16 protein-coding genes are annotated in these 15,614 nt (G+C 42.0%); all 16 read right to left on the bottom strand.

Going from position 1 to position 15,614, the window contains the following annotated elements; genetic code table 11:
* Window positions 1–19: 19 nt before the first annotated feature.
* The gene (flhB, locus tag JSY38_RS14280) at window positions 20–1,156 is read right to left on the bottom strand and encodes a flagellar biosynthesis protein FlhB (RefSeq protein WP_205113750.1); all 1,137 of its coding nucleotides are present in this window, start codon (window positions 1,154–1,156) and stop codon (window positions 20–22) included.
* Window positions 1,149–1,931, bottom strand: a complete 783-nt coding sequence (gene fliR, locus JSY38_RS14275; protein WP_205113748.1) for a flagellar biosynthetic protein FliR — start codon at window positions 1,929–1,931, stop codon at window positions 1,149–1,151. Before fliR ends, flhB begins: the two co-directional genes overlap by 8 nt.
* Window positions 1,931–2,200, bottom strand: a complete 270-nt coding sequence (gene fliQ / locus JSY38_RS14270) for a flagellar biosynthesis protein FliQ (protein ID WP_114410391.1) — start codon at window positions 2,198–2,200, stop codon at window positions 1,931–1,933. Before fliQ ends, fliR begins: the two co-directional genes overlap by 1 nt.
* A gap of 2 nt (window positions 2,201–2,202) precedes the next feature.
* Window positions 2,203–2,937 (bottom strand): flagellar type III secretion system pore protein FliP, encoded by a 735-nt coding sequence (gene fliP, locus JSY38_RS14265; RefSeq protein ID WP_239544556.1) that lies wholly within the window; start codon window positions 2,935–2,937, stop codon window positions 2,203–2,205.
* Window positions 2,937–3,356, bottom strand: a complete 420-nt coding sequence (gene fliO, locus JSY38_RS14260; protein ID WP_239543980.1) for a flagellar biosynthetic protein FliO — start codon at window positions 3,354–3,356, stop codon at window positions 2,937–2,939. The genes fliP and fliO overlap by 1 nt, the downstream gene beginning before the upstream one ends.
* Window positions 3,357–3,362: 6 nt before the next feature.
* Window positions 3,363–3,824 carry a flagellar motor switch protein FliN gene (fliN, locus tag JSY38_RS14255; protein WP_114410393.1) on the bottom strand — a complete coding sequence of 154 codons (462 nt, stop codon included), beginning with the start codon at window positions 3,822–3,824 and terminating at the stop codon, window positions 3,363–3,365.
* A gap of 1 nt (window position 3,825) precedes the next feature.
* Window positions 3,826–4,800: a flagellar motor switch protein FliM gene (fliM, locus tag JSY38_RS14250; RefSeq protein WP_114410394.1), complete on the bottom strand. Its 975-nt coding sequence runs from the start codon at window positions 4,798–4,800 to the stop codon at window positions 3,826–3,828.
* A gap of 4 nt (window positions 4,801–4,804) precedes the next feature.
* A complete protein-coding gene (locus JSY38_RS14245; protein ID WP_114410395.1) occupies window positions 4,805–5,305 on the bottom strand; it encodes a flagellar basal body-associated FliL family protein in 501 nt (166 codons plus the stop codon).
* Between the two features lie 116 nt (window positions 5,306–5,421).
* Window positions 5,422–7,065, bottom strand: a complete 1,644-nt coding sequence (locus JSY38_RS14240) for a flagellar hook-length control protein FliK (protein WP_205113744.1) — start codon at window positions 7,063–7,065, stop codon at window positions 5,422–5,424.
* Between the two features lie 45 nt (window positions 7,066–7,110).
* Window positions 7,111–8,820 carry a fused response regulator/phosphatase gene (locus JSY38_RS14235; protein WP_114410397.1) on the bottom strand — a complete coding sequence of 570 codons (1,710 nt, stop codon included), beginning with the start codon at window positions 8,818–8,820 and terminating at the stop codon, window positions 7,111–7,113.
* A 6-nt stretch (window positions 8,821–8,826) separates the two neighbouring features.
* Window positions 8,827–9,129 (bottom strand): STAS domain-containing protein, encoded by a 303-nt coding sequence (locus JSY38_RS14230; RefSeq protein WP_114410398.1) that lies wholly within the window; start codon window positions 9,127–9,129, stop codon window positions 8,827–8,829.
* Between the two features lie 30 nt (window positions 9,130–9,159).
* The gene (locus JSY38_RS14225; RefSeq protein WP_205113742.1) at window positions 9,160–11,049 is read right to left on the bottom strand and encodes a hypothetical protein; all 1,890 of its coding nucleotides are present in this window, start codon (window positions 11,047–11,049) and stop codon (window positions 9,160–9,162) included.
* Between the two features lie 15 nt (window positions 11,050–11,064).
* Window positions 11,065–12,927, bottom strand: coding sequence for a hypothetical protein (locus JSY38_RS14220; protein WP_205113741.1), 1,863 nt, complete (start codon window positions 12,925–12,927; stop codon window positions 11,065–11,067).
* Window positions 12,928–12,976: 49 nt separating this feature from the next.
* On the bottom strand, window positions 12,977–13,411 hold the full coding sequence (gene fliJ, locus JSY38_RS14215) for a flagellar export protein FliJ (RefSeq protein ID WP_114410401.1): 435 nt from the start codon (window positions 13,409–13,411) through the stop codon (window positions 12,977–12,979).
* Between the two features lie 53 nt (window positions 13,412–13,464).
* On the bottom strand, window positions 13,465–14,796 hold the full coding sequence (fliI, locus tag JSY38_RS14210) for a flagellar protein export ATPase FliI (RefSeq protein WP_114410402.1): 1,332 nt from the start codon (window positions 14,794–14,796) through the stop codon (window positions 13,465–13,467).
* A gap of 5 nt (window positions 14,797–14,801) precedes the next feature.
* Window positions 14,802–15,608, bottom strand: a complete 807-nt coding sequence (locus JSY38_RS14205; protein WP_205113739.1) for a FliH/SctL family protein — start codon at window positions 15,606–15,608, stop codon at window positions 14,802–14,804.
* Between the last annotated feature and the right edge of the window lie 6 nt (window positions 15,609–15,614).

The following is a 15,614-nucleotide window of genomic DNA, read 5'->3' as shown; positions in this document are numbered from 1 at the left end:
GAGAATACACAAAACATAATTAACTACCGTCCCACTGAAATTCATCAGGCACTTCTAAGTTTGGCATAGCTTCTGGCTGCGGCGCCCCCATACGAGCATTACGCAACTGATATACGTAAGCCAGCAATTGAGCTACTACTTTAAATAACCCTTGCGGTATTTCTTCACCGATTTCTGTATGGTGATACACAGCTCTTGCCAACGCTGGAGATTGTATCACAGGGATATCATAGTGATTGCCGACTTCTCGAATTTTCAGAGCAATAAAATCACCCCCTTTAGCAAGTAGTACAGGAGCAGCCCCACCGACTTGATCATATTTAAGCGCTACAGAGAAATGTGTAGGGTTCGTTATAATTACATCAGCATCTGGCACATCAGACATCATTCGGTTCATTGCAGCTTGACGCTGCAACTGACGAATTCTCCCTCGCACCATAGGATCACCCTCTTGCTGCTTAAATTCGTCTTTCACTTCCTGCTTAGTCATTTTCAATTTTTCTTTATGAGACCAAACCTGAAACGGCACATCAATAGCGGCAATAAGCGCCAAAGCAAGGGTAACAAAGATAAAAGACCAAATGACAATGTCGATACCATGTGAGATAGACAACTCTATTGACTGAAAAGTTAGACCTAAAGTCTCCGGCAAAAAATAATTCAATACTAAAGTGGCCACAACCCCCACCAGCGTCACCTTTGCAATCGACTTGAGCAGCTCCACCAAAGACTGAACCGAAAACATTTTCTTAAGCCCGGCAATAGGGTTCATTTTGCTTAGCTTCGGTATTAGCGGTTCCCACGCAAAGTTCAATCCACCCAAGGCAATACTGCCAACAATACCTGCGACTGCTAGCACTGACATTAACACCACCATTGAATCCATCATTGTCACAACAGATTCATATAGATGAAAAATCATACGACTCAGATCAAAAGCATCAGCTCTTTCAAGCAAAAAATTAAAATCGAACAACACCGCTAGATCTCGAACAAGAAGCGTTCCTGTGCCATAAATCGTCGCGGCAGCAACAATTAACAATAAAGCAGCACTAAGGTCTTTAGATCTGGCGATATTTCCTTTATTACGTGCGTCCTGAAGCTTTTTACTACTGGCGTCTTCGGTTTTTTCGCTACCGTCTTCATTTTCAGCCATGTAAATGAACCCCCCAAGTCACCTTCAGCCAATCCATTAACTCGCCAAAGAAAAGCAAATATATGTTTAAGAAATCATCCAGCATAATCCAGAAGAAGAACAGTGAAAATAGCATAATAATTGGAAAACCAAGCGCAAATATATTCAATTGGGGCGACGCTTTAGCAACAACACCAAACGATAAATTGATGATCAAAACAGAAACAGCCAACGGCAATACAATAAGCAATGCTTTTTCAAACATCCATCCACCCAGCGATACTAACTGCCAATAACGCTGACTATCAAAACCACTACCAATCGGCCAATAATTAAAACTCTCAGCCAAATACTCTATCATCACAAGATGGCCATTTGTGCCTAAAAAAGCAAGAGCAACCATAGACAAGTAATACTGCCCGAGTGTTGCGACCGAAATACCATTTGCAGGATCATTAGACATAGCAAAACCCAAGCCCGCCTTCATTGCTGCAAGCTGACCAGCAAGAGAAAATAGTTGAAACAATATCGTGACGATAAATCCCAAAACAAAACCAATAACTAACTGCTCAGCAATTAGAACAATATAAGCAGGAGAAATAGGATCGTAATAAGGTACATTTATAACTGGCGTCACAATAACAGCGACAAGAAAAGAAAACGATATGCGCACGCGCGAATTCACCAGTCGACTGCCAAATAAAGGCAGCGCCATGAAAAAAGCACCAATACGGAAAAAAGGCAAAAGGAAGCTGATAGTCAGGTCAAGTAACTGATCAGGATTAATTTCTAACATCAGCCTATTATCATAGGTATATTAATAAACAAACTTGTCGTGAAGTCCATCAGCTTAGTCAAAATCCAAGGGCCTAGTTGCATAATCACCAAAATGGTCACTATTAGCCTAGGTAAGAAAGATAAGGTCTGCTCGTTTATTTGCGTTGCAGCTTGAAACACACTCACAATCAAGCCAACAAATAAACTAGGCATCATTACGACACCTACAATTAAGACAATCAAATAAAAACCTTGTCCATATAGATCTAAAACTACCTGAGGGTCCATAGCTAAATCCCGAAACTCGCCGCCAAAGTACCCATAATCATAGACCAACCATCAACCATCACAAAGAGCATAATCTTGAATGGTAAGGAAATAATAATAGGAGAGAGCATCATCATACCCATTGCCATCAATACACTGGCAACCACCATATCGACAATAAGAAAAGGAATAAAGATCATAAAACCAATCTGAAAAGCGGTTTTCAATTCGCTCGTTACAAATGCTGGCATCAAGATAGTGAAAGGCAAGGTCTCCATGGAGTCAATCGTTCCTTCTCGCCCTGCCAACTTAACAAAAAGAGCAATATCATCCTCCCTTGTTTGAGCAAGCATAAAGTCCCGAACAGGAACAGAAGCAGCTTCAACGGCTTGAACCGATGTCATTTCTTCATTTAAATAAGGCTGTAAAGCCACTTCATTTACTCTGTCCAAAGTCGGCGTCATGATAAATAACGTTAAAAACAATGCCATACCAATCATAATTTGGTTCGATGGTGTCTGCTGCAAACCAATCGCCTGACGTAGAATAGCTAAGACAACTACAATCCGTGTAAAAGCTGTCATCATCATCAAAGCCGCTGGCAACAAAGTCAGCGCAGTCATAATAAAGAGAATTTGCAATGAAACCGTATAATCTTGACTGCCGTCAGGATTAGTGACAACTTTCACTGCCGGCAAGCCTACCTCAGCCCAAGATACCCCTGGCATCACCAGCAACAAAAGCAAGATAAGACGCATCACGTGGCATCCCCATCATTTTTGTTCGCTGCTGCCTTTTCCCGATCAACCTCTTTCATCATAGAGGCAAATGAGGTTGTTTTAGATGGAAAGCTTCGCAGGTGACTAATAGCTTGAGGAGTCACACCAATTAACAAGCGCTCACCCTCAACCTCAACCAACATGAGCTTTTCTTTGGCACCAAGGGACTGAGCGCTAATAATTTTAATATCAGATTGGCCAAGCTTCATTTGAGCGAATTGAAAGCGCTTCATTAGCCAAAGGCATGCAGGTATAAAAGCGATAACAAAAATTAGAGAAAGAACAACTTTCCAAATAGATGAACTCACAGACATGTCTTGCGCACCAGCGGCGCACAAAAACGGAGACGCCATACAAAGTATGGCGATAAAAACACGATCAAAAGAAAAAAAGCTCAATATATACTACTTAAGTCGTCTAATACGCTCGCTTGGGCTAACTACATCAGTCAAACGAATACCGTACTTGTCGTTAACTACCACCACTTCGCCATGCGCAATCAATGTTCCATTAACCAACACATCAAGAGGCTCACCAGCAAATCGATCAAGCTCCACAACTGAACCTTGCGTTAGTTGCATCAAATTACGGATCGCAATTTCCGTGTTACCCAATTCCATAGAAAGGACAACAGGAATATCCATAATTAGGTCAAGGTCTGACCCAACGCCACCACTAGGAACAGCAGGATTCGAAAGTGTTTCCAACTTAACAGGCTCAACTTTCTGTTCTGACATTGCTGCCGCCCATTCGTCTTCAATACCTTCACCATCCTCTGATTCACCAGCCTCAGACATTGCCGCTGCCCATTCATCAGCTAAGTCTTCATCCATTCCTGCTGCGTCTGGATTTTGTTCTTCTGCCATGCTACTTCGTCACCTTCGTTTTAAAACTTTCTTCCATTTGTACTGAATAGCGCTCGTTACTCACACCTAACTTGCCTTTAAATGTAGGCACACCATTCGCTCGAACGGTTACAAATTCAGGCATTTCTATCGGAATAACATCACCCGCTTTAAATTTTAAGACTTCACCTAAAGATATCTTTCTATTAGCCACATTTACCGATAAATTAACATCAATCTCTTTAACATCTTGCTCAAGAGATTTACCCCAACGATCGTCTTTTTCATCCACGTCACTCTGTACACCAGCATCAAGCAACTCTCTTACTGGCTCAATCATTGAATAAGGTAACGTTATATGAAGCTCACCACCACCGCCATCTAGCTCAATATGAAAAGTGGATACCACCACAACCTCGCTAGGACTAACTATGTTCGCCATTGCGGGATTTACTTCTGAACTAATGTACTCTAGTTCAAGCTTCAATACGGGAGCCCACGCCTCCGTTAAGTCAACAAACACTTGCTCTAACATTAATTGAACGATTCGGATTTCTGTTGGTGTAAATTCTCGCCCCTCAATTTTTGCATGTCGGCCGTCACCACCAAAGAAATTATCCACTAACTTAAAAACCAGTTTAGCATCAAGAATAAAAAGCGCAGTACTTCTTAAAGGACGAAACTTTACCAAGTTCAAACTAGTGGGAACATAAAGGGTATGAACGTATTCACCAAACTTCATGACCTGCAGACCGCCTGATGAAACATCAGCAGTACGGCGAAGCATATTAAACAAACTAATCCGCGTATAACGAGCAAATCGTTCGTTAATCATTTCCAAAGTGGGCATACGCCCACGCACAATACGCTCTTGACTGGTGATGTCATACGACGCCACGCCATTGGCGTCTCGATTATCCTCTTCTGTAGGTTTTTCATCGGCGCCATGTAAGAGGGCATCGATTTCATCCTGTGACAACAGATCTTGAGCTGACATAATTTTATTGCATCACAAAGTTAGTAAATAACACAGCATCAATCCCACCTTGACCAGTTTCCTGCTCAAGAATGCCATTGATTGCATCAAGGGCCGCATTTTTTAATGCCATCTTCCCTTCAGCGGTTTGTAATTCATCAAACGATTGGCTTGAAAAAAGCAGTACCAAACTGTTTCTAATCAAAGGCATATGTAGGGTTACAGCATTAATCTGCTCAACATTTTTGGACTTAATAGACATATTAAGCTGCACATACCTCTGTTTGCCACCGACGATGAAATCCACCGTAAAAGCGGGGTCTAATGCCAGGTATGTAGAAGGCTCATTTGCTAACGCTGCCTCAGCAGACTCTGCGGAATCATCGGAACCACTAAATAGAAAAAAATATGCGCCAGCTCCGCCTCCGACCAACACCAAAAACAGGGCTATTATGATAATAAGCTTTTTCTTACCACCAGACTTCCCTTCTTCTGCACCAATATCCAAACCGTCTTCTTCAGCCATATTCATAAACCTTAGGTGTATCAAATTCTTTTACAAAACGCTTATCGCGCTCTTATGCATGAACAATACTCTATTCTACAAAGAATCAAACATAGCACCATCAATTTCTTGAAAGTTTAAGCGTAGTAATCAACACCAGACGCTGAAACATAAGATAAATTGCTTGGATCCAGCTCATCCTCTAACTCATCATTGCTGGCGAGTAAACCTTGAGACGAACCATTCCCCCCGTCATTCGCCCTATCTTGAGCACCAGAAGTATCTTGCTGCGAAACATCCACATCAGCACGACTCAAATCCATACCCTGCTGAGCTAGCATATCTCTTAAGCGCCCCATCTGCCCTTCTAGCAAATCCCTTGCTTGGGGCGTTGCTGCAATAAAACTAATTTGAGTATTCGAATCACTGTCTACAGACACTTTAACTGTTAAACTTCCTAACTCTGGTGGGTCCAAACGTATATGAGCGGTATGGCCACCATCTCGAGCAATCCAAGCAACTTTTTGAGTCATCTCATTAGCCCAGCCCGGATGGCTCGGTGGTAGACTCATTGTCAGATTATTTTGAGGTGTCATCGCTGGGCTATTGGCTGCAACAACAGCAGCTCTGTTAACATTGTTATTATGTAATGAACTATTTAAACCGCCAGATGAATTATCATCCGCAAAGCTACCATCGATTTGCGCGGACATTCGACCTATCATGGCTTCCTGTTCTTTTTTACGCAATTCAATTGGTTCGTTTAACAGAACACCATCGTCAGCTAGCAAGGTATCACTAAGATCAACGGCATCACCATCTAATGCCGTTGCTGTTCCAGCCCCTAACAAAGACTGGGGAACCGCTCCTGAGCGACTCTCTTTATTTACAACTGATCCCACTACAGCGGCTGCCGCAGCTCCACTTACAACTTTAGATGGATCGATTTCAGCCTCTCCTGTTACAGAGTCTGAAGCGGCTTTAGTGACAGGGTTAGCCATTTGAGATAAAACCCAAGACAGAGAGCTTTCACCACCCTCTAAATCAGGATCAACCATCTCTCCAGAAGGCTCAACCAAATTAGATTTAGCAGTCAAACCTTCCTCACCAACCACCGCCGGCGTTAACCCAAGCACACCGACAATATTTTCACCGTCTGTTGCAGCATCACCAGATGTATTTATTGCATCAACGCTCTGCTCACTTTTCATTACTGATGCAGCTTGAGGCATAGCATCTGTAGTAAGCGCTTCGTTACTATTAAGCCCACCATTCATATTTTTTAGTGGTTCAGCCTCTACAGCAGCCAATTTAGCATCTGAATTTATAGTGTTAGTAGTCGATAGCGTTGAAACAGGAGTTTCCTCATCTACAGAAATAGCACCAGAAAGCCCTTGAATAGGAGTCGCTTCACCTTCACCCTGCAATTTTTTGCCGCTACCATCTGCTTTAATATCATTATCTTTAGATGCGACAGCTTGATTGGAAAGCCCAGCCTCTCCATCAGATGAACGATCCTTTATTGGTGTAAGATCTTTTTTAGGCTCTTTCGTCGTAGCTGCTTTGTCAGCTCTAGAAGCCTGAGCTTCAGGTACTGATGACTGTGTAGACGTAGAGGAATTACCACGTGAGGAAGCCTTATCAGAAGCAAGGGTATCTTTTGCTTTATTAAAGTCATTCGCAAAAGCATCACCACTCTTAGATGGAGCTTTAGTCGAAATAGGCTTTTTAGGTGGTACATTTGAAGATAAAGACAATACCGAATTTGAGTCTGTGCGCATAATTTCCTCCGACAATGTAGAGGGCTATGCAATAGAAAGGCCAATCTAATTAATTAAGCCAACTTGCCAATGATAATGCGCGGTCACTGCGCTCCCTCCCTTAGAGAATTCCAACTTAGAACACAGCTGATCCAATAATGCCAAGCCTCGGTTATAAAGCAACTCTGCATTGGACATATCGTAATTCACCTTCTGATAATCAAAGCCAGAGCCACTGTCTTCAACATACAAAACAAGTACTCGCTGATTATTATCAGAAGTTACTCTAACTGAAATTTTAACATACCCCTCGACCAAATCACTTAAACGCTGCTCACGCTCAGCGTAATACTGAGAAAAACCTTCACTGGAACTCTTCTTTACTGAATTAAGCTGTAACACACCGTGCTCAAGTGCATTCGAATATAATTCAGAAAGGATCATAAAAATCTGACTAGAGAAGCTACTTAAACCTGGCACTGTAGTAAGTATTTGAAGAACATACGGGAGTGGATCCGTATTGCGAAGCGAGTCAGCATATAAGACATACTCAAACGAAAAATTAGCAGGGGTCTCATGATGCCTTTTTGGCGCATCACGCTCTAACGAATCAATCCCGATGTTTGTATCTAAACGAATATTCAAACAGGAAATATCATCATGAGGGTTTTCTAACACCCCTTCATTCCTCAACTGCTCAATCAACCAATCTGTCGCCCTGTCTGCTTCTATCTCCCCTTGATAAAGAGGGTTAAGCACTGAATGGCAGAACATCTCACCCGACAAATCCAGGGCCTCATAAACACCGTCTGAAAACGCCATCAACCTATCTCCAGGAACAAACGTCATAGGATCGATTTGACACTCAAAAGCCTCAGGCGAAAGCACACCTAATGGCAAGTTTTTCGACGAAAAGCGAATCGGCTGCCGAGAGGACCCTGAAAAAAATAGTAAATCTGGTAGCCCACCATTCCAGACCTCAATACTATTATTGTTCACTTTAACATCGATAAATACAGCGCTACAGAACATATTTGCAGGCAAAATACTTTTAAGGCGTGCATTAATTTCAGGAATAATTTGACGCATCAGAAACCCTTTTTTTGTCCAATCAAAAAAGATATCTGCTAATGGAAGAGCCCCAATAGCGGCCGAGAGGCCATGACCCGTAAAATCACCCAATAATAAATGCATCCCACCGTTTGGCTTATAAGCAGCCAAGATCACATCACCATTAAAGGTTTGGGTACCATAGTGAATAGTTGCGAGAGCGGGGTCTTCTAAACAATTTGAATGGGTAATATTCTCGTAAACAACCTTTGCTACCTCTTGATCGTGTAGCAATTGCTCATTGTATAAACTCATTGCATCACGCTGCTCTTCCAACGTTTTTTGCATTACGAGCAACTTCACTATAGCGTTTAATTTCGCCGTAATAAGAGCTGGATTATAAGGTTTTGAGATGAAATCAATACCGCCAATACGTAGGCATTTAGATAAGGCTATGGGGTCAGAAACACCCGAAAGAAAAACAATAGGAACAAACAAGTCTCCAGCAATCTGCTGAATTTCAAGAGCGGCCTCCCAACCATTTTTTAATGGCATTTTAATATCTAAACAGACAAGTTGAATGGCCTTAGGATCAAATTTATCAATAGCATCTTGACCATCAATAGCAACAATAACCTTGTGTCCGAGTTGACTCAAAATAGCCTTCAATAAAATGCGATCAGACGGGTTATCATCCGCAATCAATATGGTTAAAACTTGTTCCATATAAAACTACTCAGTAATAACAAACAGCCGATGGAAGTTAGCAATTTTTAGAATATCGTTAACCGCACCATTTGCGTGTATCAATCTAATATTAGCTTTATCAGCTCCAGCATAATCTCTAAGCAACAACAACATCCCTAAAGCAGAGCTATCGAGGTAAGTTACTTTAGACAAATCCACATCATAAGAAGTTACATCAACAGCGTTAATAAAAGCCTCTTTAAACATCTTATGGCAGCTGTAATCGAAACGCCCTTCTATTTGGATCGTTAAACACCCTGATTTTTTATCAAAAAAGCTTTCAACCACAGCCTACTCCTAGAGGGTGAATGGAAAGCCTTATTTAGCCTCCCACTCACTATTAGATTCTTCTGCAGAAATATCGTCATCTGCAGCTGATGAAATACTGATAGTGGCTCTCTCCATCAAACTGTGGAGCCGCTCCAGCACTTCATTAACGGACAGTCTTGCTTTATCTAGCCTCGCGACACCAACACTTCTATCGGATTCCAGCAAAGACAATGTGGATGACGTCATTGACTTCATCCCCTCTATCTGATTTTGAACATTGCTAATATCGTGTTGTAAATCAACAGCAAAACGATGACGTATACTCTCGCTTTGGCCTTCCGTTGCGGCCAGGCTGGTTAACACTCCAGCCCTAACTTCATTAAGCCACCGCTCTACATCACCTAATAAAAACACATCAGAAGACAAATCTTTTTCAACCAACGCGAGGCGCTGCAAAACCAACTCATAACCTAATATCAATGAATCCCTTATTTGTTCAGATAACCAAACAACATCACCTAGTTCATTTTGAAACGTTTCTGCAATCGAATCATCGACCAGAGCAACATCATTATTAGCAGATAGTTCATTGTGATTTGTTTCTTCGTCAATTAGGGATGCTATTTGTTGTAGTTTAGTAACTTTTTCTAACGATTTTGTTTGTGATGGCAAGGTGTTCAGCGCATTAAAAGCTGATATGACATTTTGGCGGGTCTGCTCTAATGATTTCGCAAAGGAGGCATAAGGAGACGATACTCTCAATGGACGTATAGGGGCATCCCACACATCGTGAGACATAAGCTTCAAGCTATGATGCAGCACCTCAAGCTCAGCCATTTCAGATTTGGCTTTAATTGAAATAAAACACTGCAAATTAGCCGCCCCTTCATCACCCTCTGAAACAAAGCGCTTCACACTTAGCTGGTACATACCATCCGATAAAGTTAACACCACGCCATCTTCAGACAATAGTATTGAATCTGCTATACGCTCCCCAATAGGGTCATCTAGGCCTGAGTCGATACCAAAAATAGACTCGAACAAAGAGGTATTTTTAAACCAAAGGCGCTCTGCCCCAGCACTTAACCAACTCACATCACCTTCATGATTGGTAATAAAGAATGCCTCATCAACTTGCCCAAAAGCCTTTTCAACTAAACTAATCGTTTCCTGAGATTGACGAATATCAAAATCACGAGATGCCAATTCATTATCAAAAAAGTGGCCAATATCTGTTAACTCGTCCACTACATTTCGAGGCGCTAACACAGGAGCGTGACTGTGCTTATAATGATCCAACACTGCCTGCAAACTAGAAAAACCTGTACGCAACTGAGCCGCAAATCGCACACTCAACATTAACAAAGTCGCCATCAAAACAATAAATGCAGCAATACATCCTAACATTAAACGTTCAGAAAACAGTTGATGCTCATAATCAAGGCCAACACTAATTTGTTGCAATTTATCACTTAGCGCCTTTAACTGAGTAATCGAAGCGTAAGCCGCGATGCGATCTGACTCTGCCAACAGCATCCCACCTGATTCTTTTTGAGTCATTCCATCCAATAATATGAAAGAGTCAGACACATTTTCGTCTGCTATAAGCGGAAAACTTGACAACCGACTCTCAATCAAACGGTATTCACTCAATAGCGCTTGAGAAAAATCACTTGTATTTATAGTTGAGCTATTAATATCGACATCTTTTCCAAACAACAACCACTGCAGCCAGTTCTCCTTCGCACTATGCGTCAATACTAAAAGCTCATCCAACTTCGCTTGCTCTTGCCTCTGCTGCTCTAAACTCATATTGATAGCAACATACATTCCACTAAATGCGAGTAATAGCATAAACAATAAAGCCACGACGCCTTTTTGCAGTCTGTTAATGAGCTCTTTTCTTGGAGCGCCAAACGGTGAATGTGGTGTATTCATAGGCAATAATCACTTTCAAGCTAATAATAATGATGGCCAAACGCCAGCAACAAAGAACACAAAATTTTTCTTATTGATCAATATTTCACTGCAGTCAGTATAGGAAAAAGTAGACTTTTCACCCTGACCATTCTGCATATTATCTAAGGCAATAAAATCCTGAATATATTCAGTTTCAGGCAAAGCGGCACTCCAGTTACATGAAGACAGAGGTAAAGCAATCGACGCGCCCATCCACTCTAAAATGACAGTAAAGACAGAATCATCAGTTGAAAAACTCAGCCTGTAGTCTAATGGCATTTCATTTACAACTCGGTCATAGCAACAACCATCATGAACAAGTAAAGCAGCAGACTCATAGCCTTCTTCAACCCGACGCATAATAGTCCTAGGCGTTTGATAAGGAAGCAATGCAGAAACTAAACTCGCCTCTATCCAAAACATCCTGCCACAAACGCTTCCAGAATAATAACCGTTCTTAGTTGGTAAATCTTCTATCTTAGACTCTTGCCAATTAGATATTTCTGGTAACCGCTCAGTATTCAGTAGCCAAGGCTCAATCAACAATTCATTCAATGAATTCAACCAAACGTTTTTACTCCATAAACGAGGTGATGGCATTTGGCATGAAACAGCTTCTACAGTACGAATAAAAAAATAAGGAATCGCAAAATAGTGTCCGCCTTGTTGAACCACCAAGACTTTATCAATGCTAGAGGGAAAGAGACAAAAAGCATCATCTTTTGAAAGCAAAGGCATTTCTAATAAAACCTCTGCCTCATGATTATTATCTATCGAAAAAAACCAGCGTTCTCCTGCTCTACGGATATCCCCTTCATTCACAAGAAACTTACCTACACAATCCTCTCGATCGAAAACAAATACACCACAGCTCGTTTCTACCTCATATAAAATATAAGCAAGGCAATCACGTCCTAAACAGGAAAGATAAAAAAACTCAGCGCCATTAAAAGAAGCAATGTAAACAGAGCCACCATGTCGAATAGAAAGATAATGATGCCCTTCATCCACATCAATCGGAACAAGATGCTCTGCCAGAGGCACAAGACGGTCAGCTGAACTTAGCAGGGGAACATCAGAACTAAAATAGTCACTAAACCGCTTATAGAACTTTTCCTTAAAAAGATCATTAAACCTATCTAACAAGCGATAACGTAGATCACGTGACATAGAGACATTTTGAAACAAAGGCAAAAAACTCAATTCGTAGAGTTCTTTTTCCGATTTTTTGTGACTTTTTGGCAGCGCCTTCCAACGTAACTCAGGGAATTTATCTTGAAGCCAAATAAGAGACTGCACACTTACCAGCGAAAAACACCCTGTTAATACAGAATTTTTGACAGAATCTAGCTTAAACGACACCGAACCCATTCGAGAAAGCGTTTCAAGATAGGCATCAATACTGATTGTCGAATTTGTGCTTTCACCCAATCGCGCTTCAAAATTTGTATAGGAAGGCCCATCGAAGGACTGCTCAACAAAAGACAACACAACTTGCCAGCAAGATCTTTCAGCAGACAACAAAACCTCTAATTGAGTCCCTCGTTCTTCATCAATCTGACGACCAATTATTACTTGAACAATGGCATCGGTAGCAGACAAAAAAGCAAGATGATACTCCTTTTCATAAGGCGCATCTTGCGCCAAAAGCCCATCAGCCGCGGACAAAAGATCCAATAGTCTCTGATTGTATAAAGGAGAAGAAAGAAGTGATTTAGATATATTTTTGACAGAAATTAATGTCTGGCGAAGCTTAGTGATGCCTTGCGCGGGGGAATAAGCGTATTCATGCAATGCACTTTCTATTTGAGCAATAGGCAAAGACAAATTGGTGTCTCCGTTATCCAGTCCCGCCATATTTCACCTTAACAATGAGCCAAGTGGCTGTATAAATACAATTTGAATACTATCGCAAACTATCTAAAAAGCGTCGCATAGCGAATTCATCACTTTGACGTTGTTCTTGCTTACTCTCCACAAGCAGCTCCGCCTTATGATTTTTTTCTTTAAGCCAGTCCATACTTTTTGTTTTAGTACGAGCTTGCAGCCATCGACGCATACTCATATCCGCCTGTTGCTCTGATCGACCAATAGCTGCCTCCTGCTGAGCAATGGCTTGCTGGACCCGAGTCACAAAATGCTGATAATTCGTCGTTAGATACGCACTCAACCCCAACAGGTTACGCTCTGACTCGTACTGTTCCGCATATTCGCGCAACTCTTTCAGCTTTTGCTCATCATAGATAACTTTGGCTTTATCACGGGCCAACTGCTGAGCAGCAGAATCTTCTTTGCGCTTAGCAAGATCGACTAAAATCTGCATTCGCTGTGATTTTTTCATGACCACCCCATATCGAAACTCACTAAATAGTAGACGTTTTTATAAGCTGTCGTCTACTGCGCTTTCGTCATAGCCGTCACAAGAGCTTGCAAGCTTTCATCGATACTAAAGCTTTCGGTAAGTGATTGCTGTAGAAACTCTCGAATATCTGGCATCTGCAAAATAGCTTGATCTAGATCTGGATCACTGCCTCGAGCATAAGCACCGACAGAAATAAGGTCTTGGTTTTGTTGGAATTTTGAATACAGCTGTTTAACTCGCATTGCACCATATAAGTGATCTTCACTCACGATATGCGGCATAGCACGAGATATAGAGGCTTCAATATCTATAGCTGGATAATGCCCTTCTTCAGCCAAACGTCGAGACAAAACAATATGACCATCAAGAATCGCACGAGACGCATCAGCAATAGGGTCCTGCTGATCATCCCCTTCAGTCAACACCGTATAGAACGCCGTCACTGAACCGCTGCCTTCGCAACCATTGCCTGCGCGTTCAACCAACTGAGGAAGTTTAGAAAAAACAGAAGGCGGATAACCTTTTGTCGCCGGCGGCTCACCAACAGACAAAGCGATTTCCCGCTGCGCTTGGGCGTAACGCGTCAAAGAATCCATCAGCAGTAATACATTTTTACCTTGGTCACGATAATATTCAGCAATACGAGTGGCCAACATTGCTGCGCGCAAACGCATCAACGCAGAATCATCAGCAGGGGACGCGACAACGACAGAACGCGAAAGACCTTCCTCGCCCAATATTTGATCAATAAATTCTTTAACTTCTCGACCACGCTCACCGATCAAGCCAACAATGGTAATATCCGCTTCAGTATATTTTGTCATCATACCGAGCAACATACTCTTACCCACACCACTGCCTGCGAAAAGACCTAGACGCTGACCTTTACCAACAGTCAGCAAACTGTTTATCGCCTTAATCCCCACATCCAAAGGCTCATTGATAGGCTTCCTTTGTAGTGGATTTATCACATCACCATGCAGGGTAACAGAGTCCTTAGTCTTGATCTTACCTTTGCCATCCAAAGGCTTACCCAAGCCATTAACAACACGACCTAGCAACTCATCGCCCACAGGCATCAAACTATCACCAAGTAAAGGACGAACACGAGCGCCAGGGGAAATCCCTTCAATCGCTTCGGTGGGCATTAAATAGGTTAAATCGCCGGTGAATCCAACAACTTCAGACTCTACCCAGCGATCTTTTCGAACTTGTACAGAACAGCGATCACCCAAAGCTACGACACATCCAACCGCCTCCATGGTCAAACCAACCATACGGGTTACTTTGCCTTCTATTTGAGGGGGCATTGTCGTTAAGGAAACATGACTAAGTTTGTTAAATCGATCTTTTAGCGAAGACACAGCAGTTAATCCTGCTCTGTAAAGGTAAGGTTACGAAGCTCATCACACACAGCATCGAGCCGTTGCTCAACACGACCATCAACATGAAAAGACTTAGAATCAAGGACAAAGCCACCACGAATAAACGATTCATCAGTTTCGAGCTGAATCGTTAACCTATCTTTAACACCCAACTCGTCTAATACAGACACATCATCAGGATGAAGTCGAAGTTTTACACGCCCTTCAAATTCACCAACTTCATCAAATACTCTAGAAAGCTGTTTTTTTAGCACGCTATGCCCATCTTGAGACATGGTAGACAAACAGACATTTTCGATAATACGCGTCATAGATTGGTATAAAAGCGTCTCTACCGCTTCTCGACTCTCCTCCAATGGTTGCGTTAGCTCTTGAACAGCTTTACTCAATAAAGCCTCAAGCGTTTCAAATTGAAGTTTCGCCTGTTCACGAGCTTGCTCTTTACCTTCTTCCAGTCCAATTAAGCGACCTTCTTCGTGGCCTTTCTCAAAGCCATCCACTTCACCTTTAGAAAACCCATCAGCGTGGCCTTTTTTATGACCTTCTTCTTCGCCCTGAATAAAACCTTCTTCATAGGCGGCTGAACGAATCTCTTCCAGCTGAGAAGCTGTTAACGGTTCGTATACCAAAGAGTCTTCATCAACTTCCTCACTGGTAACGACTGTGTTTTTTTGAATCAGCACCGCTGGACCAGAACTGGTCACCGGATTATTGTTTTCGAGGTGAGGAAGCTCCCAACGCTCATAAGCCGTTAACTTACGCTCGTTTTTTTCATGATTTTGATCTGACATGCTCTA

Origin of the sequence: Marinomonas foliarum (assembly GCF_016906065.1) — a bacterium.
Lineage (GTDB): Bacteria > Pseudomonadota > Gammaproteobacteria > Pseudomonadales > Marinomonadaceae > Marinomonas > Marinomonas foliarum.
This window is presented reverse-complemented; position numbering and strand designations above follow the sequence as displayed.

Coding starts and splice junctions, on each gene's coding strand:
- flhB (WP_205113750.1), bottom strand. CDS start 1,156: ATGGCTGAAAATGAAGACGGTAGCGAAAAAACCGAAGACGCCAGTAGT.
- fliR (WP_205113748.1), bottom strand. CDS start 1,931: ATGTTAGAAATTAATCCTGATCAGTTACTTGACCTGACTATCAGCTTC.
- fliQ (WP_114410391.1), bottom strand. CDS start 2,200: ATGGACCCTCAGGTAGTTTTAGATCTATATGGACAAGGTTTTTATTTG.
- fliP (WP_239544556.1), bottom strand. CDS start 2,937: ATGCGTCTTATCTTGCTTTTGTTGCTGGTGATGCCAGGGGTATCTTGG.
- fliN (WP_114410393.1), bottom strand. CDS start 3,824: ATGGCAGAAGAACAAAATCCAGACGCAGCAGGAATGGATGAAGACTTA.
- fliM (WP_114410394.1), bottom strand. CDS start 4,800: ATGTCAGCTCAAGATCTGTTGTCACAGGATGAAATCGATGCCCTCTTA.
- JSY38_RS14245 (WP_114410395.1), bottom strand. CDS start 5,305: ATGGCTGAAGAAGACGGTTTGGATATTGGTGCAGAAGAAGGGAAGTCT.
- JSY38_RS14240 (WP_205113744.1), bottom strand. CDS start 7,065: ATGCGCACAGACTCAAATTCGGTATTGTCTTTATCTTCAAATGTACCA.
- JSY38_RS14235 (WP_114410397.1), bottom strand. CDS start 8,820: ATGGAACAAGTTTTAACCATATTGATTGCGGATGATAACCCGTCTGAT.
- JSY38_RS14225 (WP_205113742.1), bottom strand. CDS start 11,049: ATGAATACACCACATTCACCGTTTGGCGCTCCAAGAAAAGAGCTCATT.
- JSY38_RS14220 (WP_205113741.1), bottom strand. CDS start 12,927: ATGGCGGGACTGGATAACGGAGACACCAATTTGTCTTTGCCTATTGCT.
- fliJ (WP_114410401.1), bottom strand. CDS start 13,411: ATGAAAAAATCACAGCGAATGCAGATTTTAGTCGATCTTGCTAAGCGC.
- JSY38_RS14205 (WP_205113739.1), bottom strand. CDS start 15,608: ATGTCAGATCAAAATCATGAAAAAAACGAGCGTAAGTTAACGGCTTAT.